Source organism: Gordonia marina, from assembly GCF_052036135.1.
Classification (GTDB): domain Bacteria; phylum Actinomycetota; class Actinomycetes; order Mycobacteriales; family Mycobacteriaceae; genus Gordonia.
Map to the genome: position 1 here is coordinate 48387 of NZ_JBPSDN010000009.1, position 19779 is coordinate 68165.

22 protein-coding genes are annotated in these 19779 nt (G+C 70.3%); 16 read left to right on the top strand and 6 right to left on the bottom strand.

Going from position 1 to position 19779, the window contains the following annotated elements:
• Nucleotides 1–23: 23 nt before the first annotated feature.
• The 5 genes from ACSEEN_RS07535 to ACSEEN_RS07555 all read left to right on the top strand — a co-directional run bounded on the left by ACSEEN_RS07535 (nucleotide 24) and on the right by ACSEEN_RS07555 (nucleotide 5157).
• Nucleotides 24–1295, top strand: a complete 1272-nt coding sequence (locus ACSEEN_RS07535) for an acyl-CoA dehydrogenase family protein (protein WP_298440864.1) — start codon at nucleotides 24–26, stop codon at nucleotides 1293–1295.
• A 13-nt stretch (nucleotides 1296–1308) separates the two neighbouring features.
• Complete coding sequence (locus ACSEEN_RS07540; protein WP_440712814.1) at nucleotides 1309–2427, top strand: acyl-CoA dehydrogenase family protein; 1119 nt, start codon at nucleotides 1309–1311, stop codon at nucleotides 2425–2427.
• Between the two features lie 567 nt (nucleotides 2428–2994).
• The gene (locus tag ACSEEN_RS07545; RefSeq protein WP_247865319.1) at nucleotides 2995–3453 is read left to right on the top strand and encodes an SRPBCC family protein; all 459 of its coding nucleotides are present in this window, start codon (nucleotides 2995–2997) and stop codon (nucleotides 3451–3453) included.
• 7 nt (nucleotides 3454–3460) lie between these two features.
• The gene (locus ACSEEN_RS07550; RefSeq protein ID WP_247865320.1) at nucleotides 3461–4171 is read left to right on the top strand and encodes a phosphatidylserine decarboxylase; all 711 of its coding nucleotides are present in this window, start codon (nucleotides 3461–3463) and stop codon (nucleotides 4169–4171) included.
• On the top strand, nucleotides 4168–5157 hold the full coding sequence (locus tag ACSEEN_RS07555) for a CDP-alcohol phosphatidyltransferase family protein (RefSeq protein ID WP_440712815.1): 990 nt from the start codon (nucleotides 4168–4170) through the stop codon (nucleotides 5155–5157). Before ACSEEN_RS07550 ends, ACSEEN_RS07555 begins: the two co-directional genes overlap by 4 nt.
• A gap of 153 nt (nucleotides 5158–5310) precedes the next feature.
• Here ACSEEN_RS07555 and ACSEEN_RS07560 read toward each other — a convergent pair whose 3' ends face one another.
• Together ACSEEN_RS07560 and ACSEEN_RS07565 are read right to left on the bottom strand one after the other, a co-directional pair.
• A complete protein-coding gene (locus ACSEEN_RS07560) occupies nucleotides 5311–5862 on the bottom strand; it encodes a hypothetical protein (protein WP_440712816.1) in 552 nt (183 codons plus the stop codon).
• Nucleotides 5863–6155: 293 nt separating this feature from the next.
• Nucleotides 6156–6572, bottom strand: coding sequence for a hypothetical protein (locus ACSEEN_RS07565; RefSeq protein ID WP_247865323.1), 417 nt, complete (start codon nucleotides 6570–6572; stop codon nucleotides 6156–6158).
• 76 nt (nucleotides 6573–6648) lie between these two features.
• On the opposite strand from ACSEEN_RS07565, the gene ACSEEN_RS07570 reads away from it, so the two are divergent.
• From ACSEEN_RS07570 to mnhG, 6 genes are read left to right on the top strand one after another with little or no spacing between them, the layout of a single operon-like run.
• Nucleotides 6649–9540, top strand: a complete 2892-nt coding sequence (locus ACSEEN_RS07570; RefSeq protein ID WP_440712817.1) for a Na+/H+ antiporter subunit A — start codon at nucleotides 6649–6651, stop codon at nucleotides 9538–9540.
• A complete protein-coding gene (locus tag ACSEEN_RS07575) occupies nucleotides 9537–10151 on the top strand; it encodes a Na(+)/H(+) antiporter subunit C (protein ID WP_440712818.1) in 615 nt (204 codons plus the stop codon). The genes ACSEEN_RS07570 and ACSEEN_RS07575 overlap by 4 nt, the downstream gene beginning before the upstream one ends.
• On the top strand, nucleotides 10148–11764 hold the full coding sequence (locus ACSEEN_RS07580; RefSeq protein ID WP_247865326.1) for a Na+/H+ antiporter subunit D: 1617 nt from the start codon (nucleotides 10148–10150) through the stop codon (nucleotides 11762–11764). The genes ACSEEN_RS07575 and ACSEEN_RS07580 overlap by 4 nt, the downstream gene beginning before the upstream one ends.
• Nucleotides 11765–11769: 5 nt before the next feature.
• A complete protein-coding gene (locus tag ACSEEN_RS07585; RefSeq protein ID WP_371307273.1) occupies nucleotides 11770–12567 on the top strand; it encodes a Na+/H+ antiporter subunit E in 798 nt (265 codons plus the stop codon).
• The gene (locus tag ACSEEN_RS07590; RefSeq protein ID WP_440712819.1) at nucleotides 12564–12824 is read left to right on the top strand and encodes a monovalent cation/H+ antiporter complex subunit F; all 261 of its coding nucleotides are present in this window, start codon (nucleotides 12564–12566) and stop codon (nucleotides 12822–12824) included. The genes ACSEEN_RS07585 and ACSEEN_RS07590 overlap by 4 nt, the downstream gene beginning before the upstream one ends.
• Complete coding sequence (mnhG, locus tag ACSEEN_RS07595; RefSeq protein WP_440712820.1) at nucleotides 12821–13180, top strand: monovalent cation/H(+) antiporter subunit G; 360 nt, start codon at nucleotides 12821–12823, stop codon at nucleotides 13178–13180. Before ACSEEN_RS07590 ends, mnhG begins: the two co-directional genes overlap by 4 nt.
• 374 nt (nucleotides 13181–13554) lie before the next feature.
• Here the strand turns inward: mnhG and ACSEEN_RS07600 are convergent, their stop codons facing one another.
• The 4 genes from ACSEEN_RS07600 to napA form a co-directional block, all read right to left on the bottom strand.
• A complete protein-coding gene (locus ACSEEN_RS07600) occupies nucleotides 13555–14694 on the bottom strand; it encodes a glutamate--cysteine ligase (RefSeq protein ID WP_440712821.1) in 1140 nt (379 codons plus the stop codon).
• Between the two features lie 36 nt (nucleotides 14695–14730).
• Nucleotides 14731–15288 (bottom strand): superoxide dismutase family protein, encoded by a 558-nt coding sequence (locus ACSEEN_RS07605; protein WP_298443063.1) that lies wholly within the window; start codon nucleotides 15286–15288, stop codon nucleotides 14731–14733.
• Nucleotides 15289–15338: 50 nt separating this feature from the next.
• On the bottom strand, nucleotides 15339–15854 hold the full coding sequence (locus tag ACSEEN_RS07610) for a LytR C-terminal domain-containing protein (RefSeq protein ID WP_440712822.1): 516 nt from the start codon (nucleotides 15852–15854) through the stop codon (nucleotides 15339–15341).
• A gap of 88 nt (nucleotides 15855–15942) precedes the next feature.
• Nucleotides 15943–16260 carry a nucleoid-associated protein NapA gene (gene napA, locus ACSEEN_RS07615; RefSeq protein ID WP_247865333.1) on the bottom strand — a complete coding sequence of 106 codons (318 nt, stop codon included), beginning with the start codon at nucleotides 16258–16260 and terminating at the stop codon, nucleotides 15943–15945.
• Between the two features lie 164 nt (nucleotides 16261–16424).
• Between napA and ACSEEN_RS07620 the strand changes: the two genes are divergently transcribed.
• From ACSEEN_RS07620 to ACSEEN_RS07640, 5 genes are read left to right on the top strand one after another with little or no spacing between them, the layout of a single operon-like run.
• Nucleotides 16425–17015, top strand: a complete 591-nt coding sequence (locus tag ACSEEN_RS07620) for a peptide deformylase (RefSeq protein WP_247865334.1) — start codon at nucleotides 16425–16427, stop codon at nucleotides 17013–17015.
• A 3-nt stretch (nucleotides 17016–17018) separates the two neighbouring features.
• Nucleotides 17019–17651 (top strand): GNAT family N-acetyltransferase, cg3035/Rv0428c family, encoded by a 633-nt coding sequence (locus ACSEEN_RS07625; protein ID WP_440712823.1) that lies wholly within the window; start codon nucleotides 17019–17021, stop codon nucleotides 17649–17651.
• Nucleotides 17652–17686: 35 nt separating this feature from the next.
• On the top strand, nucleotides 17687–18253 hold the full coding sequence (locus tag ACSEEN_RS07630) for a guanyl-specific ribonuclease (RefSeq protein ID WP_247865336.1): 567 nt from the start codon (nucleotides 17687–17689) through the stop codon (nucleotides 18251–18253).
• On the top strand, nucleotides 18250–18813 hold the full coding sequence (locus tag ACSEEN_RS07635; RefSeq protein WP_440712824.1) for a barstar family protein: 564 nt from the start codon (nucleotides 18250–18252) through the stop codon (nucleotides 18811–18813). The genes ACSEEN_RS07630 and ACSEEN_RS07635 overlap by 4 nt, the downstream gene beginning before the upstream one ends.
• A complete protein-coding gene (locus ACSEEN_RS07640; RefSeq protein ID WP_298443075.1) occupies nucleotides 18813–19619 on the top strand; it encodes an exodeoxyribonuclease III in 807 nt (268 codons plus the stop codon). Before ACSEEN_RS07635 ends, ACSEEN_RS07640 begins: the two co-directional genes overlap by 1 nt.
• Nucleotides 19620–19779 lie beyond the last annotated feature (160 nt).

The following is a 19779-nucleotide window of genomic DNA, read 5'->3' on the forward strand; positions in this document are numbered from 1 at the left end:
CGCCATGCTGTAGACAGAAAGGCATGCAGCTGCACTACACACCGGAGGAGGAGGCGTTCCGCGCCGAACTCCGGAACTACTTCACCACCGCTATCCCCGAGGACGTCCGCCGCCGCAACGAGGCCGGCGAGCCGAACTACCCCGACGACGTGGTCACCACCACCCGGGCGCTGAACAAGGCCGGCTACGCCGTGCCGCACTGGCCCGCCGAGTGGGGCGGCCAGGACTGGACGCCGGTGCAGCACCACATCTGGCGCGAGGAGATGGCACTCAACTTCGTGCCCGACCTGCTGCCGTTCAACGCCGGCATGGTCGGCCCGGTGATCGCGCACTTCGGCAACCAGGAACAGAAGGAGAAGTTCCTGCCGAAGACCGCGAACCTCGACATCTGGTGGTGCCAGGGCTTCTCCGAGCCCGAGGCCGGCAGCGACCTGGCCTCGCTCAAGACCCGCGCGGTCCGCGACGGCGACGAATACGTGATCAACGGCCAGAAGACCTGGACCACGCTCGGCCAGTTCGCCGACTGGATCTTCTGCCTGGTCCGCACCGATCCGGATGTGAAGAAGCAGGCCGGCATCAGCTTCATCGTCTTCCCGATGGACACCCCCGGCGTCGAACTGCGCCCGATCAAGCTGATCGACGGCAGCTACGAGGTCAACGAGGTCTTCTTCAACGACGTCCGCGTGCCCGCCGAGAACCTGATCGGCGAGGAGAACCAGGGCTGGACCATCGCGAAGTTCCTGCTCGGGAACGAGCGCTCCGGAATCGCCCGGGTCGGCTGGACCAAGACCAAGCTGGCCCGCGCCAAGCGGCTGGCCGCCGAGATCCCCGCGCCCGGCGGCGGCGTGATGCTCGACGATCCGCTGTTCGCCGCGCGCCTCGCCGGCCTGGAGAACGACCTGCTGGCGCTGGAGATGGTGCAGCTGCGCGTCGTCGCGGCGTCGTCGGACGGCAAGCCGAACCCGGCGTCGTCGGTGCTGAAGCTCCGCGGCTCGCAGTTGCAGCAGGAAGCGCTCGAACTGCTCAACGACCTGGCCGGGGCCGACTCGCTGCCCGTCACGCCGATCGACGATCACGTTTCGACGGAGCTCAACGGGCAGGACGAGCTCAACGGGCAGGACGAGCTCAACGGGCGGGACGAGCTCAGCGGGCAGGAGGCGCTGGCGGGTCTGCTGAGCCCCGACTGGGCGGCCCACACCGCGCCCACGTACCTCAACTACCGCAAGGTCACCATCTACGGCGGGTCGTCCGAGGTGCAGCGGCAGATCATCGACAAGGCCGTCCTCGGTCTGTAGGCAGGGAAACATCATGGAATTCACGCTCTCCGACGAGCAGGTCATGCTCCGCGACACCGTGCGCGAGCTGCTGACCCGCACCTACGACATCGAGACGCTGCGCGCCGTCACCGACACCCCGCTGGGCTGGAGCCGCGACGTGTGGAGCTCACTCGCCGAGATCGGCATCCTGGGGCTGGTCTTCGACGAGCAGTACGACGGCATGGGCGCCGGCCCCGAGGAACTGGCCGTGGTGATGGGCGAGTTCGGAGCCGCGCTGGCGCCGGAGCCCTTCCTGGACAGCGTCGTCGTGCCCGGGCTGCTGGTCGAGCGCTCCGACGCCGACGGCGAGACCAAGAGCGCCGTGCTGGGCGCGCTGGCGAGCGGCGAACGACTCGCCGCCTTTGCGCATCACGAGCAGGGTGACCGCTGGCCGTCGTACGCGGTCGGTACCGCGTTTGCAGGCGGAGTGATCGACGGGACCAAGACGCTGGTCGCCGCCGGGGACTGCGCGGACGTGTTCGTGGTGTCCGCGCGCGACGCCGACGGCAGGGTCGGCCTGTACCTGGTGGAGGCCGATCAGGCGGGCGTGGCGCGTATCGGCTACCGGACGCACGACGACCGCCGCGGCGCGCAGGTGACCTTCACCGGTGCGGCCGCCACCCCGCTGCCGTCCGGTGACGCTTCCGCCCTGATCTCCGGGGTGCAGGTCGCGCAGCAGAACGCGCTGTGCGCCGAGGCGGTCGGGGCGATGACCAAGTCGCTGAACCTGACCACCGAATACCTGAAGCAGCGCAAGCAGTTCGGCGTCCCGCTGGCCGCGTTCCAGGCGCTCACGCACCGCGCCGCCGACATGTACGTGGCGCTGGAACTGGCGTCGAGCATGAGCGCGTACCTGACCGCGGCACTCGCCGAGGACAGCGCCGACGAGATCACCGCCTCCCGCACCAAGCTGCAGATCTGCCGGTCGGGCCGGCTGGTCGGCCAGGAGGCCATCCAGATGCACGGCGGTATCGGCATGACCGCCGAATACCCGGTGGCCCACTACGTCAGCCGCCTCACCGCGATCGGCCACACCCTGGGTGACGCCGACTCGCACCTGTCGATCCTGTCGTCGCGGCTGCGCGACTGGCCGATGGTGATGGTCGGCTGACCCCACCATCGGCTGAGCCGCCCACACACAGCCGGCTGAGCCGGTCGAGCCCGCCAGGGCGAGACCGTGTCGAAGTCACCCCCCGGAATCGCGCGCAATACCGTCAAGGCCGAGGTCGGGTGGCGGTACGGCGGGCGTGGTTTCGACCGCCCATCGCCCCCAGGGCCCGGGCGGGTCAGCCGGCGGGATCGCGCTGCATGACGACGGCGCTGTGACGGATCACGCGTGCATATCTGGATCGTGGACCGTCAGGGTGCCGTCGTCGTGCGGCACCCCGCGCCGAACCGCGTCAGGTCATGCGGCCCGGGCCCGGGAAGGTCGCCGGGCCGGCCGCGGCGAAGGTGACCGATGAGTGGTCCGGGGCGGAGACGGTCCAGTCGGCCGAGTCGTGTGCCCGGCGAAGACCTCACCGCAACGCAATGTGCTCACCCGCACCCCCGGCCACATCGATCCCGCTAACGTTGCCCCCCGGACCCGGGCCTGTTCCCCGCCACGACCGGCGTCGAATAGGGTCATTCTCACGAGATCCCGCCGCCGGTTGCGGGACCGACACGAGGAGCACCGGAAATGCCCGCAGAACTCATCGAAGAGTCCATCGACATCGACGGCACCCCCGAGCAGGTCTGGGCCGTCGTCTCCGACCTGGCCCGCATGGGCGAGTGGAGCCCGCAGTGCAAGAAGATGCTCGTCCTCGGCGGCCCGGTGAAGGCCGGGACCCGGACGTTCAACCTGAACCGCCGCGGCCCGCTGTTCTGGCCGACCTCCGCGAAGGTCGTCATCTTCGAGCCGAACAAGGCGATCGGCTGGAAGATCACCGAGAACCGCACGGTGTGGAGCTACACGATCACCGAGCGCGAAGGCGGCGTCACCCTGACCGAGTCGCGCAAGGCGGCCGACGGCAAGACCACCGCGCTGTCGGGCTTCCTGGTCGACAAGGCGTTCGGCGGGAACGACGGCTTCGAGGCCGAACTGCAGACGGGCATGCGCGAGACCCTCGGCAAGGTCAAGCGCGCCGTCGAGAACTGAGCCCGACGTGGCACGACGCCCCGCACAGCCCGGTGACCGCACCGGGCCGGCGCACCTGCTCGACCTGATCGGTGAGACGGTGCCGCCGATCCACCCCGGCGGTCTGCCCTTCGTGGCCGGCGCATCGGCGGTCGCCCTGCTGGGCCGCAAACGCCCGTGGATCGCCCGCCCGGCACTGGCCCTGGCGGGGGCCAGCGCGTTCTTCTTCCGCCACCCGTCGCGGGTGCCGCCGACCACACCGGGGGCCGTGGTGGCACCCGCCGACGGCACCGTCGCGCTGGTCGACACCGCCGTTCCGCCCGCCGAACTCGGTCTCGGCGACGAGCCGCTGCCCCGGATCAGCACCTTCCTGTCGGTGTTCGACGTGCACGTTCAGCGGATCCCGATCTCCGGCCTCGTCGAATCCGTGCAGCACACGCCCGGCGAGTTCCTGTCCGCGGACCTCCCGGAGGCCAGCGATCGCAACGAGCGGACCTGCCTGCGGCTGCGCACCGGGGAGGGCGAGCGGCTGGGGGTGGTGCAGATCGCCGGCCTGATCGCACGGCGCATCGTGTGCGACGCCGCACCCGGCGACACGGTGACGCTCGGCGAGACCTACGGCCTGATCCGGTTCGGTTCCCGGGTCGACGTGTACTTCCCGGCGGGTACCGCCGCGAAGGTCGCCGTAGGTCAGCACACCATCGGGGCGGAAACCGTCCTCGCGAAGTTGCCGCGATGACCCTCCCAGACGGCACCGGACGCGGCCGGCGGCGGATCGCCGGCCGCGGCGCGACCCGCCGGTCGTCGGCGCGGCAGCGCTCGGTCCGTTCCGGCGCCCTGCTGGTGCCGTCCGCCATGACCATCCTGGCGATCTGCGCGGGCCTCACCGCGATGCGTTTCGCCAACGCCCATCGAGTCGATTTGGCCCTGATTCTGCTGGTCAGCGCTGCCGTGCTCGACGGACTCGACGGCCGCGTGGCCCGCATGATGGACGCGAGCAGCAAGATCGGCGCCGAACTCGACTCGCTCGCCGACGCCATCAACTTCGGCGTCGTGCCCGCGATCATGGTCTACGCGATCCTTCTGAACAACACGTCCGACGTCGCCCGGAGCGTGTCGTGGGCGCTGGTGCTCATCTACTGCTCGGCGATCGTGCTGCGGCTCGCCCGCTTCAACACGCTGCTCGACGACGACGACGCGCCCGCCTACACCAAGGACTTCTTCGTCGGCGTGCCCGCGCCGGCCGCCGCACTGATGGTGCTGCTGCCGGTCGGCCTGCGCGAACAGTTCGGCGACGGTTGGTGGTGTGGCCCGGTCGCCGTCGGCTGCTGGCTGGTCTTCGTCGGGCTGCTCGCGGTCAGCCGCGTGCCGACGCTCAGCTTCAAGTCCGCCAAGCTCCGCGCCCGGGTGGTGGCCCCGGCGCTGATCCTGGTGGCCGCGGCCGCCGCGCTGCTGTTCACCTTCCCGTACGTGCTGATGATCGTGCTGGTCGGCGCCTATCTGCTCCACATCCCGTTCGCCTGGCGGATGCAGCGCTGGGTGTCGTCCCGGCCGGAGTACTGGGATGTCGCGGCCCGCGATCGCCGCCTGCAACGGCGCGACGACCGCCGCGCCGAGGTCGCCGCGGGAACCCGCCGCCGGGTGATCCCGGTCCGCAAGTCGTCGGCGCGACTCGGCCTGCGTCGCCCGGTCGCGGCGCCGCGCCGGGACGAGCACACGTCGTAGCAGCGGCCGCGCGCATCGGCAGCACTCGCGAGCGCTGCCAGTGCGACGAGCCGCTGCTACGACGATCGATCTCGAGAACCGGCGGCCGCCGACGCGCCAGACAGGCTCCGCCGGCCGCAAGCCGCGCCGCGTCGGAGCCGTCCCGCCGGGCCGTCAGCTGGACTGGCTCGGGGCCTGGGTCTGTCCGGGCGCGGGGGTCTGGCCGGGGGTCTCGGTCTGGCCCGGGGTCTCCGTCTGTCCCGGGTACTGTCCGCCGCCGCGGCCGTAGGGGCCGCCCGGGAACTGCCCGCGCGGCATGTCGCCGGGGTTCCGCCACCGGCCCTGACCACCGAATTCCCCGCGCTCACCGCGCTCGATCATCATGTGCCGACCGTGCTTGTCGCCGCCGTGATCGCCGACCTGGTCGCCGGTGATGTAGCCCGCGCCGAACCCGATGAGGAACAGAGCGACGCCCGCGGCGACCGCGCCGCCGATGATCCAGTTCCGCTTGGTGTTGTCCGGCTTCTCCGCCGCGGCAGGCGCCGGCGCGGCGGCGACGGGCGTGGTGGCGACAGGCGCGGTGGGCGCGGCCACCGGCTCGGTCACCGCGGACTCGGTCACCGCGGGCTCGGGCTCGGTCGGCAACGCCTCGGCGGGCTGGGCGTCGGCGGACTGGGCCGCCGTCGACTCGGAGTCGGTGGGCCCGGGGTTCTCGGGAGTCGTCATTCGGCTGGTCCTTCTCGTATTCGGGTATGCACCGATCGTCCGGCACGTCGGAACCCACTGTGCCCCGCGTTCCTGTCAGGTCGCTGTGAACGACGTTCCGTCTCACTGCAAGAACGTCCGCTTGTTCTGGGTTTGACTTCGACACGATCTCGCCCTTGCGGGCTCGATCGGTGGTTCCTGAGCGGAGCCGAAGGGCTCAGCCAGCTGCATTTCGGCTCAGCCGGCTGCATTCTCGATCGGTGGTTCCTGAGCGAAGTCGAAGGGCTCAGCCGGCTGCATTCGGCCCGGCTCCCCTAGAGCCGGGTCACCGAGTACATGATCAGACTCGCCTTGCCCTGGGCGGCGGCGGAGATGCCGACCGTCACCCAGTACGTCTTGCCGTCGGCCTCCTTCGAGTAGAGCACCGAGACCTCGCTGGACGTCTGGGTACGACTCGACTCGACGTAGCCGTCGTCGGTCAGCAGGCTCGACGCCTTGTCGAAGGCGTTGCCCTCGGTGGCCGGCGCCTGGACCTTCACCTCCCACACATCGTCGATCTTGGTGGCGCTCTGCACCACCCCGTCGACCAGCGGAACCTGCTTCGACGGGAAGTCCTTCGGGAGCGGTACGCCCTGGTGAGCGGGCTTGTCGTCGTGCCCGCACGCGGTGATCCCGGCCAGTGCCACCAGGACCAGCACGACCGCCATCAGGACTCTCCGCAAAGACGCCATGCCCTGAACGGTAAAGTAATCACCGCAACACCGCCCTCTGACACCCCGCCCGAACCCCGATGAGACGGAGTGGCTCTTGATCCAGGTCCTGCTCGCGCTGGGCATCGGTGCGCTGGCCGCGCCGCCCATCATGCGAGCCCTGGGGGCCCGCGGCTTCTACGTCCTGGCCCTGATGCCGCTCGGCGGCCTGATCTGGGTCCTGCTGAACTGGCCCGAGGGCGGTCATCCGGAGACCCAGACCATCAACTGGGTGCCCAGCCTGCACATGAACATCGTGCTGCGGTTCGACACCCTCGCCGCGGTGCTCTCCACGCTGATCCTCGGCGTCGGCGCGCTGGTGCTGGTGTACTGCGCCAACTACTTCGAGAAGATGCGGCGCCGCGTCGAGGTCTTCGGCGGCGAGCTGGTGGCCTTCGCCGCGGCCATGTTCGGCCTGGTGTGCAGCGACAACATGCTGGTGCTGTACGTCTTCTGGGAAGCGACGACGGTGCTGTCGTTCATGCTGGTCGGCTTCAACGCCGTCCGCGCGACGTCCCGCCGCGCCGCCACCCAGGCGTTGCTGGTCACGACCTTCGGCGGCCTGGCCATGCTGGTCGGCATCATCATGCTCGGCGAGCGCAGCGGCTACCTGCTGTCGGAAGTCCTCGCGCACCCGCCGGGCGGCGCCTACTCGGCGATCGCGGTAGCGCTGATCCTGGTCGGCGCACTGACCAAATCGGCCATCGTCCCGTTCCACTTCTGGTTGCCCGGCGCCATGGCCGCGCCCACCCCGGTCAGCGCCTACCTGCACGCCGCGGCGATGGTGAAGGCCGGCATCTACCTCGTCGCACGACTCGCCCCGGCATTCCACACGCAGGTCAGCTGGCAGGTGATCGTCGTCGGACTCGGTCTGCTGACCATGATCCTGGGCGGTTGGCGCAGCCTCCGCGAACTCGACCTGAAACTGATCCTCGCCTTCGGCACCGTCTCCCAGCTCGGCCTGATGATGGTGCTGGTGGGCGTGGGCGACGCGAACGTCGCGATGGCCGGGCTCGCGATGGTGATCGCGCACGCGCTGTTCAAGGCGAGCCTGTTCATGGTCGTCGGCGTGATCGACCACTCCACCGGCACCCGCGACATCCGGCGGCTGGCCCGCCTCGGACATCGCCTCCCGGTGCTCGCGGTGACCGCCGCCGTGGCCGGCGCCAGCATGGCCGGCCTGCCGTTCACCCTGGGTTTCGTCGGCAAGGAGGGTGCATTCGCCGCGCTCTGGGACACCGGCGCCTACCGGCCGTGGCTGGCACACGTCGTCGACCTCGCGGTGGTCGTGGGCGCGATCATCACCTTCGCCTACACCGCACGGTTCCTGTGGGGCGCTTTCGGCCGCAAGGTGCGCAGCCTGCCGACGCGCGCCGTCGCCCAGCTGCACCCGCCGACCGTGATGTTCCTGGTTCCGCCGATCCTGCTGGCCTGCTTCGGCGTGGTCGCCGCGTTCATCGCGCCGTGGATCGGCCACCACCTGGAGCCGTACGCGCACGAGCTGCCCGCCCACGGTCACCCGATCGAACATCTCGCGATGTGGCACGGTTTCGGGCTGCCGGTGATCCTGACGCTGGTGGTCTACGCGGCCGGGCCGGTGCTGTTCCTGGTGCTGCGGCGGATCCGCGACCAGCTGTTCGACCATCCGCCGAAGCTCAACGCCGACCACGCCTACGACGCGATCCTGCGCGCCGCCGACCGGTTGTCGCTGTGGGTCACCCGGAACACCCAGCGCGGCAGCCTGCCGATCACCCAGGGCGTGATCCTCTCGACCGCGGTGCTGCTGCCGGTGGTGGTGCTGTTCCTCGGTGCGCGGCCGTCGCTGCATCTGACCGGGTTCGACAATCCCGAGCAGATCGTGGTGGCCTTCGTCATCGTGACCGCCGCGGCCGCGGCCACCCTGCTGCGCAACCGCCTGGCCGGTGCGCTGACCGTCGGCATCACCGGGTACGCGTGCGGCGCGCTCTTCGCGATGTACGGCGCCCCCGACCTGGCGCTCACCCAGTTCCTGGTGGAGAGCCTGACCCTGGTGATCTTCGTGCTGGTGTTGCGCAAGCTGGCGTCCGAGCCGCAGCCGCGTCACAAGACCGGCTTCCGCGCCCTGCGCGCCCTGATCGCGGTGGCCTTCGGCGCCGCCCTGGTGCTGATCGGCGTCTTCGCCGCGGCCGCCCGGTCCACCACGCCGCTCGCCGTCGACCTCGCCGAGGCCGCCTACAAGTTCGGTCACGGCGGCAACACGGTGAACGTGCTGCTGGTCGACATCCGCGCCTGGGACACGCTCGGTGAGGTCTCGGTGCTGATCGTCGCGGCCACCGGGGTGGCCTCGATGGTCTTCCGGAGCCGCCGGTTCGGGGCCGCGCCGCGCATCACCGACGTGCTGCGCAGCGAGGCCGGGCTCGACGACGACGATGTGATCCCGGACCGGACCACCTGGCTCCGCGGCAGCGAGCTCGGCAATCCCGCGCACCGCTCGATGGTCCTGGAAGCCACCACGCGGCTGGTCTTCCCGACCCTCGTGGTGCTGTCGATGTACTTCTTCTTCGCCGGGCACAACGCCCCCGGCGGCGGTTTCGCCGGCGGCCTGGTGATGGGCCTGGCGCTGGTGCTCCGCTATCTGGCGGGCGGCCGCTACGAGCTCGGTGAGGCGCTGCCCGTCGAAGCCGGCACCATCCTCGGCGCGGGCCTGCTGGTCTCGGCGACCACCGCCGTCACCTCGCTGGCGCTGGGCGCCCCGGCCCTCAGTTCCGCGGTGATCGACCTGCACCTGCCGATCTTCGGCGACGTGCACCTGGTGACCGCGATGTTCTTCGACGTCGGCGTGTACCTGATCGTCGTCGGCCTGGTGCTCGACGTGCTCCGCAGCCTCGGCGCCCGACTGGATCTGCCCGACGCCCCGGACGCCGGCACCCCGGTGGCCGCGGCCCCGGCGACCGAGGAGGCGGCACGATGAACCTCGGACTGGTGATCGTCGCCGGCGTCCTCGGCGCGGCGGGCGTGTACCTGCTGATGGAACGCAGCCTGGTCCGGATGCTGTTGGGCCTGATGCTGGTCGGCAACGGCATCAACATCCTGATCATCACCCTCGCGGGCCCGCCGGGGGTCCCGCCGATCCGCGGCGCCTCCTCCAAGGGCGCCGACACCCAGGCCGATCCGCTCGCGCAGGGCATGGTGCTCACCGCGATCGTCATCACCATGGGTGTGGCCGCCTTCGTGCTCGCGCTCACCTACCGGCTGTTCCTGATCAACCGCCGCGACGACGACGTGGAAGACGACACCGAGGACGTGAAGCTGCTGAAGGGCACCCTCAAGGACATGGGCGACCGCGACCGCAGCGACGACCCCACGACCGGCGCCGACACCGTGGCCGGCGACCTCTTCGACGACCGCGGCAACCCGCTCACGCCGGAGGAGTTCGCGGCGCTCCACCAGGGCGTCATCGAAACCGACCTGATGCCCGAGGACGCCGCCGTCATCGATCACCTGCCCGAATCCAGTCCCGACGAGATGCCCTCCGACGACGAGACCGGGGACGACGAGACCGCCGAGGGGGAGCCCCGATGATCCCCCAGCCGTCCTGGATCCCCGTCCTGATCGCCATGCCGACGCTGGTGCCGCTGCTCGGCGCGGCGCTGACTCTGCTGCGCGGACGACATCCCCGCTTCCAGCGCGCGGTGACCGTCGGCGCCATCAGCGCGTCGCTGATCGCGTCGGCGATGATGCTGTACCTGACCAACGTGCACGGCACCTTCGCCGTGCGGATCGGCGGCTGGGGCGGCAAGGGCTACCCGAACGGCCCGCTCGGCATCACGCTCGTGGTCGACCGGCTCGCCGCCCTGATGCTGGTCATCTCGACGACGGTGCTGCTGTGCGTCGTCTTCTACGCGATCGGCCAGGGTATCCGTGACGGCACCACCCAGCAGCCGGTGTCGATCTTCCTGCCGTCGTACCTGATCCTGACCGCGGGCGTGTGCAACGCCTTCCTGGCCGGCGACCTGTTCAACCTGTACGTGTCGTTCGAGGTGCTCCTCGCCGCCAGCTTCGTGCTGCTCACGCTGGGGGCGAGCGCCGACCGGGTGCGCGCGGGGGCGTCGTACATCATGGTCTCGATGGTGTCGTCGCTCATCTTCCTGGCCGGCATCGCGTTCGCCTACGCGACCACCGGGACGCTGAATCTGGCCGAGATGTCGGTCCGGCTGAACGACGCCGCCGATCCCGTCCCGTCCGGTGTGCGCAACGCGCTGTTCGCGGTCCTGCTGGTGGCCTTCGGGATCAAGGCCGCGGTGTTCCCGCTGTCGACGTGGCTGCCCGACTCGTATCCGACCGCCCCGGCACCGGTCACCGCCGTGTTCGCCGGCCTGCTGACCAAGGTCGGCGTGTACGCCATCATCCGCGCCGACACCCTGCTGTTCCCGGGCGGGAGCATGAACAATCTGCTGATGGTGGCCGGTCTGGCGACCATGCTGGTCGGTATCCTGGGTGCGATCGCGCAGTCGGACATCAAACGGTTGCTGTCGTTCACGCTGGTCAGCCATATCGGCTACATGATCTTCGGTATCGCGGTCGGGTCGGAGATCTCGATGTCGGCGGCGATCTACTACGTCGCGCACCACATTCTGGTGCAGACCACCCTGTTCCTGGTGGTGGGCCTGATCGAGCGGCAGGCCGGATCGTCGTCGTTGCGGCGGCTGGGCGGCCTGATCGCCAGCCCGGTGCTCGCCGCGCTGTTCCTGATCCCGGCGCTGAACCTCGGCGGGATCCCGCCGTTCTCCGGGTTCATCGGGAAGGTCGCGCTGCTGGAGGGCGGTGTGGCCGACGGTTCGGTGCTGGCCTGGATGCTGGTGGCCGGCAGCGTGATCACCAGCCTGCTGACCCTGTACGTGGTCGCGCGCGTCTGGACCAAGGCGTTCTGGCGGCCGCGGGCCGACGCCCCCGACGGCGACCGCGCCGACAGCACCCCGTCCGCGCTGGTCCTGGAGAGCACCGACGTCACCCTCGCCGAGCGCGAGGACGTCGGCCGGATGCCCGCCACCATGGTGCTGCCGACCGCGGCCCTGGTGGCCGTCGGACTCTGTCTCACCCTGTGGGCCGGGCCGATCTTCGGCTTCACCGATCGCGCCGCGGAGAACGTGCTCGACCGCCAGGTGTACATCGGCGCCGTGCTGGGAGGGGATTAGGCCTCGTGAACACCCCGTACCCGGACCGCCCGCACCCGAAGCCGGTCGGCAAACGCCCGATCCCGGCGTTCTTCGGCATGCTGTGGCGGTCGGCCGTCGTCTATTTCGCGTGGCCGCTGACCACCGCGATCGTGTGGCTGTCGAACCACCTGCACATGCCGAAGTGGGCCGGCGCCGACCTCCGCGAATTCGGCGTCCGGCTGTGGGGCCTGGCGTGGCTGACCTTCGTCTGGGTGCTGCTGTGGGGCGACCCGACCTGGGGAAACATCGTGACGGGCGCGGTGATCGGCGCGATCATCATGATCGTGCTGCCGCTCCCGCGGGTGCCGGTCGAGGGCCGCATCCACCCGATCGCCGCGCTGCACCTGCTGGCGAGCCTGGTCTGGAACTTCTTCGTGTCGTCCGCGCAGGTGGCCTGGGCGGCGATCCGGCCGGGTCCGCCGCCGCTCGGCTGCGTGGTGCGCGTACACATCGCGATCAAGTCCGACCTGGTGCTCACCTTGGCCGTCGACTACCTCAACCTGGTCCCGGGCACCATGGTGGTGGAGATCGACCACATTCACCGCATGCTGTACGTGCACGTCTTCGACGTCCGCAAGCAGAGTCAGGTCGACAACTTCCGCAAGCAGATGGCCTACGTGGAGCGGCAGTTCATCAAGACCTTCGAGCGCGACAGCGAATGGCATCCGAGCCCGTACCACGGCATCGACGACGACTACCACCACGTCCCGTTCGCCGACCGCCAGCGCGTCGCCGCCGGGGAGGCCGACCGCAAGCACCGGAAGGACGGTGATCCGGAGTGAACGTCGTCTGGGCGATCAGCGGCGCCATGCTGTCGGTCGCGATCGTGCTCACCCTGTTCCGGTCGCTGCGCGGCCCCACCACCCTCGACCGCCTGGTCGGCATCGACACCCTGGTCGCCATGGTGATCTGCGGCCTGGCGGTGTGGGTGGCCGCGACCGGCGACACCACCATCGTCCCGGCCATCGTGGCGCTGTCGCTGGTCAGCTTCATCGGGTCGATCTCGGTGGCCCGTTTCCGAGTGAGGGACGACGAATGATCCGTGACATCGTCGCTGCCGCCTTCATCCTGACCGGCAGCCTCCTCGCCCTCACCGCGGCGCTCGGCATGGCGCGCTTCCCGGACACCCTCTCGCGGATGCACGCGGCCACCAAACCGCAGACCTTCGGCATGATCCTGGTGCTCATCGGCACCCTGATCGAGATGTCCGGCCACGCCGACAGCGGCATGCTGATCCTGACCGGGCTGTTCGCACTGATCACCGCGCCGGTGATCGCCCAGCGCGTCGGCCGGCTGGTGTACCGGGAGCAGCGCGGCGGCGAGCAGTTGCTCGACGAGTCGCAGCTCTGCGTCCAGCGCCGCGACCCGAAACCCCCGTCCGAACCCCTGACCTGACTGCGGCCCCCGGCCCCTCGGCCTGCCCCTAGCCCCTAGCCCGCTAGGAAGGCCCGGGATCTGTGACCGCTATGAGGTCACCGCCGACGGACCTTCGCCGTCGATGCGGGGGGGCGGGCGTCGTCTGGCCGGGTTCCGGCCATTTGCCTGACAGATGCGTGGCCGATCGCCTGGTAGTGAGTGGGCCATTCGCTGGCTTGGCTCGTCGACCGCGAATTCCCGGAGAACGGGATCACAGTCCGGCGACCGGGCGCATCACGGACCTGGCCTACCGTTCCGTGTCGCGGGTCCCTTGTCGTGTCGCACGTCGTGCACGACCGGCGACACACGGAAGGACCCGCGACACGCGAGTCAGTGGCGCGGGCCGGGATCGATCAGTCCAGTTCGGCGACGACCGAGGCCACCACGTCGCGCAGCGACCCCGTCGCCTCGTGCACCACGTGCTGCCGCTGGTAGCTGGCACCTCGTTCGACGATGTCGGACACCGAGGCCAGTTCGGCGGCGCAGCCGAGGGAGTCGGCGACCGGGGCGAGGCGTTCAAGCAGGTCGCGCAGGTCGTCGGTGACCAGGCGCTCGTCGCATGCCGCGTTCTGAATGATGATCGCGTCCAGGCCGTAGCGGGCGGCCCGCCACTTGTTCTCCTGAACCAGCCAGGGCGCCATCTGCGGCAACGACTCGCCCGCGTCGATCCGGCGCGACAGATCCACCACCAGGCAGTGGGTCAGCGCCACCAGACCGGCGAGTTCACGGCGATTGGACACCCCGTCGCAGACCCGCACCTCGATGGTGCCCAGGTGCGGCGACGGCCGGATGTCCCAGCGGATCTCGTTGAGGTGATCGATGATCCCGGTGGTCTTCTGGTCGTGCACGAAGGACTCGAACTCGGACCACTCCTGGAACTGGAACGGCAGGCCCGCGGTCGGCAGCTGCTGGAACATCATGGCGCGGTTGCTGGCGTACCCGGTCTCCTGCCCGGCCCACATGGGCGACGAGCAGGACAGCGCCAGCAGGTGCGGGTAGTACTGCAGCAGGCTGGTCAGGATCGGGAAGACCTTGTCGCGGCAGTCGATCCCGACGTGGACGTGGACGCCCCAGATCAGCATCTGACGGCCCCACCACTGGGTGCGCTCGATCAGTTCCGCGTAGCGGTGCCCCTCGGTGAGCTGCTGCGTGGACCACTCCGCGAACGGGTGCGTACCCGCGCCGTACAGGTCGATCCCGAGTTCGCCGGTCAGCGCGCGAACCTCCTCGAGAGTCGCGCCGAGGTCGTCCATCGCCTCACCGACGGTGTGGCAGATGCCGGTGACCAGCTCCACGGTGTTGCGCAGCAGTTCCCGGTGGATCCGCGGACTGCGCTCCAGACCGCGCCGGGCGATCAGCTCGAACAGCGGATCCGCGGCGTTGACCAGGTCACGCGTCTCGCGGTCGACCAGCGCGAGTTCCCATTCGACACCGAGGGTCGGTTCCGGCGACGGCCGGAACTCGATCGGTTCGATGGGCGAGGCGGCGCTCACGGGACGGCCCGTTCTGCTCGACGACGCCGCGCCGCGTCAGTTCGCCGTGATCACGCCGCAGGCGATCGGCGTGCCGCCGTCCACCACGACCATGGTCTTGTCGTTCAGGTCCGCGACCGTCACGCTCACGGTCTGGGTCACCGAGCCGGTGCCGTCGTCGCCGACGGAGAGACCCGGCAGCGAGCCGCCCGCGATCGCGTTGCCGGTGCCCGAGTAGGAGTCCTTGGCGTCGCAGGTGCCGCCGGAGCGGACCTCCACCTTGTGCTGGCCCTTCTTCATGCCGGTCACCCGGAGGTTGACCTTGGCCTGCGAACCGGCCGGCACGAAGCTGGCGGCGCCGACGCTGTTGCCCGAGGAGTCCGACAGCGAGACGGTGCCGACGGCCGAGCCCGGCGACGCCGGGATGTCGTCGGCGTTGATCAGATCGCCCGGGATCACCTGGTTGCCGGTGACCACGGCGGGCGTGGTGCCCTTGGCATCGGTCGGGTGCTCGTCCGGCGTGCAGGCCGTCAGCGCGACCGCGGCCAGGCCGGTCGCGGCGAGCGCGGCGAGGGCACGCGGGGTCGTGACACCGTGAGTCTGGCGGGCGGTCATGTCGGCTCCTTCGAGGTGTGGGCTGCTGTTGGGGAAGCGTTCGTCGGACGTCAGTTGACCACGACGACGACGAGCTCGCCGGGGCACTTGGTGAAGTTGTCCGGCCGTACGGTCACGTCGGCGCCGTTCGGCACGGCCTCGGCGACCTTCTTGGCCGCGGCCTCTTCACCCTCGCCGTAGAAGATCGTGTTCTCGGTGACGCTGCTGGTCGACAGGTTCGACGGATCGGTGCCGATGGCGAAGCCCTTCGACTTCAGGTCGTCGGACACCTTCTTGGCCAGGCCGGTCTCGGTGCCCGCGTTGAGCACACAGAGCTTCGGCACGTCGGCCGCCTGGGTCGACGTCGTGTCGGACGGCTTCGTGCTGGCCGGCGCGGTCGTCGTACCGGAGGCCTGCTCGGTGCTCGCGACGCTCTGGCCGGCCTGCTCGAGCTTGTCCTTGCCGGATTCCTTGCCGCTCGATGCCGCGGAATGCCAGCCCAGGGCGATGAACACCACGGCGACGGCCAGCAGCAGCATGGCGCCGGCGCGCAGCGGCAGACGATTGGTTTCGCGGTCAGCTTTCATCACGGCAACCTTAACCCACGGGACCCGGCCATCGTTTCAAGAGGCTCGGGCGGACAAGGGAAACACTCTCGGGTGAGGCCGAAAGACCTCAGGTGATCTCGAAACCGAGGCGCCGGGCGGCCCGTGCCTTCTGCCGGGAGGCCCGCAGCCGGCGGAGCCGCTTGACCAGCATCGGATCCGCGGCGAGCGCCTCGGGCCGGTCGACCAGGGCGTTGAGCACCTGGTAGTAGCGGGTGGCCGACAGCCCGAAGAGCTCCTTGATGGCGTCTTCTTTGGAGCCGGAGTACTTCCACCACTGGCGTTCGAAGCCGAGGATGTCGTGCTCGCGGCGGGTGAGCCCGTCGGCGCCGACCTCATGCGGATCGGGCTGCGACGACTGCTGCTCTGCGGCTGCGCCGTTCGACACCGGTTCGCCTCCCCTTTCTGCCCTGGTGAGTGTGTTTCCACGCCGCGCGGGCCGGCCGCCCGGACGGGCGAATGACGGCGGTGTGGTTCGCTGAGTATCTAATCACGCCCGCCCGGCCCCGGCGCGGGGACGCACCGGTGCGGCGCCCAGTACAGTCCATATTCATGGCGATTCTCCCCATCTGCATCTACGGCGAGCCCGTCCTGCACCACCCGACCACGCCGGTGGAGCTCGACGCCGACGGCAAGCCGTCCGCCGAGATCGTGGCCCTGCTCGACGACATGTACGAGACGATGGACGCGGCCAACGGCGTCGGCCTGGCCGCGAACCAGGTCGGCCGCGACCTGCGCATGTTCGTCTACGACTGCCCCGACGGGCCGGTCCGCCGCCGCGGCGAGGTGATCAACCCGGTGCTGACGACGTCGGAGATCCCGGAGACCATGCCCGATCCGGACAGCAACGACGAGGGCTGCCTGTCGGTCCCGGGCGAGGGTTTCCCCACCGGCCGCGCCGACTGGGCCAAGGTCACCGGCGTCGACCGCAACGGCGATCCCGTCGAGATCGAGGGCAACGGATTCTTCGCCCGGATGCTCCAGCACGAGACCGGCCACCTCGACGGCTTCCTGTACGTCGACGTGCTGATCGGCCGCAACGCGCGCGCCGCGAAGAAGGCCATCAAGCGCAACGGCTGGGGTGTTCCCGGTCTCACGTGGCTGCCCGGAACGGTCGCCGACCCGTTCGGGCACGACGACTGAGCGATGGATCCGCTCGCCGGTGACCGCATCGTCGTCCGCTATCGCCTGGGCGAGGGCGGCCCGGGAGACTGGCGGCCGGCACCGAACCCGGCACTCGAGCGGTCGCCGTCGTTGTCGGATCTGACCGGGATCCTGGTCGACGAGACGGCGGATGCGCTGCTGGTCGAGCGCGACGGAACGGTCGAGCGGCTGCCCCGCGCGGCGATCACGTCGATCCGGCAGTTGTCCCGGCGGGTCGTGCGCAATTCGGCGATCCGGGACGTCGAACGCGTCCTCACCGAGGCGGCACCGGCCGCCGAACGTGACGAGTTCGACGGCTGGACGGTCTCGGCCGATCCGGAGTCGACGGCACTGCGCGCGAACACCGCGGTGCCCCTGGGCCGCGAGGCCCGCGCCGCCGACGTCGGCCGGGTACGCGACTGGTACACCCGGCGCGGCCTGAGCGCGCGCGTCGTGGTGCCCGAGCGACTGCTGCGGACCGCCGAGATCGCCCCGCGGCCCGGCACCGAATACGAGGTGCTGGTCGACGACGCCGGTGCCGCCGTCGAGGTGCCGGGCGACGACCGGGACGCGCGGCGGTCGTGGCGAGCCCGCGGATACGGCCTGCACCACACTTTTCAGGTACTCGAGCTGTAGCCCGGTCCGGCCGGTCGCCTACGGTGGACCCGAACATGACTGATCCCGTGCGCACCCCGAACCCGCCCGACCGGCGACGACGCCTGCTGACGTCCGTCGCGGGTCTCGTCGTGCTGATCGCCATCGTCGTGGCGGCGGTGTGGCTCAGCGAATCGGGCGGGGACGGCGCGGCCAAGCAGGCCGTCGCGACGTCGACCAGTTCCGTCGCGGGCACCGGGGCGTCGAGCAAGGCGCCGAACACGACGGCGCCGAAGAAGAGCACGCCCGGCAAGACGCCGAAGCCGACGAGCCGGACCGCCACCCCGTCGGCGCAGGTCCCGGCGCGCGTGACCCGCACTCTCGCCCTGATCGACGCCGGCCGCTGGCCCGACGAGGCGACCCCGGGTACCAAGGGCGGGACCAACTTCGGCAACTTCGAGGGCCGGCTGCCCGCGACCGGCGCTCATGGGCAGCGCCTGCGCTTCACCGAGTGGGACGTCAACGCCAAGCAGCCCGGACGCGGCCGCGACGCCGAGCGGATCATCACCGCCGACGACGGCTCGGCCTGGTACACGCTCGACCATTACCGCACCTTCATCAAGATCCGGGGACCGTCGGCATGAGCACCACGCTGAACCGCTTCCTGCACGCCACCCGCACCGGCGGCCCGGCCGTCGCGGTGACCACGGCGCCGGTCACCCCGTCGATCGACGTCCAGCATCGGCTGGTGGTGCGACGGCTCGACGGCGCCCTGATGCGCACCACCGACGGCCTGTTCGGCCAGTTCGCCGAAGCGTGGGACTTCCCCGGGTATTTCGGCTGGGGCATGGACGCCTTCAACGACTGCATGACCGACCTGGATGGGCACCCGGCGCCGCTGGTCACCGCCACCGGTTCGGTGCCGGGCGGTTTCCTGACCGTCGTCGACCACGCGGAGCAACTGCTGGCCGATGCGCCGGACCGGGTCTTCACCTGGTTCGCGCAGTCGCAGCCGCAGTACCGCGACCGCTACCGCACGCCGTACGCCGACAACGCGGACCGTCCCGCAGCACTCGAGTACGCGCTGGTGCTGCGGACCACGCCGGACCGGCTCGGCGCCGTGCGCCGGCGGTGGACCGCGGCCGGGACGCCGACGGTGCTTCTCACCCATCCCGCCGAGCCGGACGCCCCGGGGGACCGCTGATGCGCATCGCCACCTGGAACGTGAATTCCATCCGCGCCCGCAGCGAGCAGGTGGTCGCGTGGATGACGCGGCACGCGATCGACGTGCTCGCGCTGCAGGAGACCAAGTGCCACGACGACCAGTTCCCGGTGATGAGCTTCCTCGCCGAGGGCTACGACGTCGCCCTGCACGGTGAGGGCGGCTACAACGGCGTGGCGATCGCGTCCCGGGTCGGCCTGAGCGACGTCCACCGCGGTTTCGACGGCCAGCCCGTGCCACGGCCCGGCGCGGCACCGGAGGCCCGCGCGATCTCGGCGACCTGCGGCGGGATCCGGGTGTGGAGCCTGTACGTGCCGAACGGCCGCGCACTCGACGACCCGCACTTCCCCTACAAGCTCTCCTGGCTCGACGCCCTCTCCGGGGTGACCGGCCTGGAACTCGGGCACGACCCGGCCGCCCAGGTGGTGCTGGCCGGCGACTGGAACGTCGCACCCACCGACGACGACGTGTGGGATCCCGAGTACTTCGCCGGACGCACCCACGTGACCCCCGCCGAGCGGGCCGCGTTCGCCCGGTTCGGTGCCGCCGGATTCGTCGACAGCGCCGCGCCGTTCGCCCCCGGTCCCGGCGTGTACACCTTCTGGGACTACACGGCGGGCCGCTTCGCCAAGAACGAGGGCATGCGCATCGACTTCGCCCTCTGCTCCCCCGCGCTCGACGACCGGATCTTCGACGCCTTCATCGACACGGATGCGCGCGCCGCCGCCGGTGCGAGCGACCACGCCCCGCTGGTCCTGGACGTTTCGTCGCCGGGCTTCGGCGACTGAGGCATCGCAGGGTCCGCCCACTCTCGGCTGCACGGTTCTCAGACCGTCACTTCTGTTGGTCGCCGACCAACAGATGTGACGGTCTCAGGTCTCGCGGTCGCTCGGGCTCTCGCCCCTGGCGGGCTCGACCGGCTCAGCCGGCGCGCGGAGACCACCGGCT

Coding starts and splice junctions, on each gene's coding strand:
- ACSEEN_RS07535 (WP_298440864.1), top strand. CDS start 24: ATGCAGCTGCACTACACACCGGAGGAGGAGGCGTTCCGCGCCGAACTC.
- ACSEEN_RS07540 (WP_440712814.1), top strand. CDS start 1,309: ATGGAATTCACGCTCTCCGACGAGCAGGTCATGCTCCGCGACACCGTG.
- ACSEEN_RS07545 (WP_247865319.1), top strand. CDS start 2,995: ATGCCCGCAGAACTCATCGAAGAGTCCATCGACATCGACGGCACCCCC.
- ACSEEN_RS07555 (WP_440712815.1), top strand. CDS start 4,168: ATGACCCTCCCAGACGGCACCGGACGCGGCCGGCGGCGGATCGCCGGC.
- ACSEEN_RS07560 (WP_440712816.1), bottom strand. CDS start 5,862: ATGACGACTCCCGAGAACCCCGGGCCCACCGACTCCGAGTCGACGGCG.
- ACSEEN_RS07565 (WP_247865323.1), bottom strand. CDS start 6,572: ATGGCGTCTTTGCGGAGAGTCCTGATGGCGGTCGTGCTGGTCCTGGTG.
- ACSEEN_RS07575 (WP_440712818.1), top strand. CDS start 9,537: ATGAACCTCGGACTGGTGATCGTCGCCGGCGTCCTCGGCGCGGCGGGC.
- ACSEEN_RS07580 (WP_247865326.1), top strand. CDS start 10,148: ATGATCCCCCAGCCGTCCTGGATCCCCGTCCTGATCGCCATGCCGACG.
- mnhG (WP_440712820.1), top strand. CDS start 12,821: ATGATCCGTGACATCGTCGCTGCCGCCTTCATCCTGACCGGCAGCCTC.
- ACSEEN_RS07605 (WP_298443063.1), bottom strand. CDS start 15,288: ATGACCGCCCGCCAGACTCACGGTGTCACGACCCCGCGTGCCCTCGCC.
- ACSEEN_RS07610 (WP_440712822.1), bottom strand. CDS start 15,854: ATGAAAGCTGACCGCGAAACCAATCGTCTGCCGCTGCGCGCCGGCGCC.
- ACSEEN_RS07620 (WP_247865334.1), top strand. CDS start 16,425: ATGGCGATTCTCCCCATCTGCATCTACGGCGAGCCCGTCCTGCACCAC.
- ACSEEN_RS07625 (WP_440712823.1), top strand. CDS start 17,019: ATGGATCCGCTCGCCGGTGACCGCATCGTCGTCCGCTATCGCCTGGGC.
- ACSEEN_RS07630 (WP_247865336.1), top strand. CDS start 17,687: ATGACTGATCCCGTGCGCACCCCGAACCCGCCCGACCGGCGACGACGC.
- ACSEEN_RS07635 (WP_440712824.1), top strand. CDS start 18,250: ATGAGCACCACGCTGAACCGCTTCCTGCACGCCACCCGCACCGGCGGC.
- ACSEEN_RS07640 (WP_298443075.1), top strand. CDS start 18,813: ATGCGCATCGCCACCTGGAACGTGAATTCCATCCGCGCCCGCAGCGAG.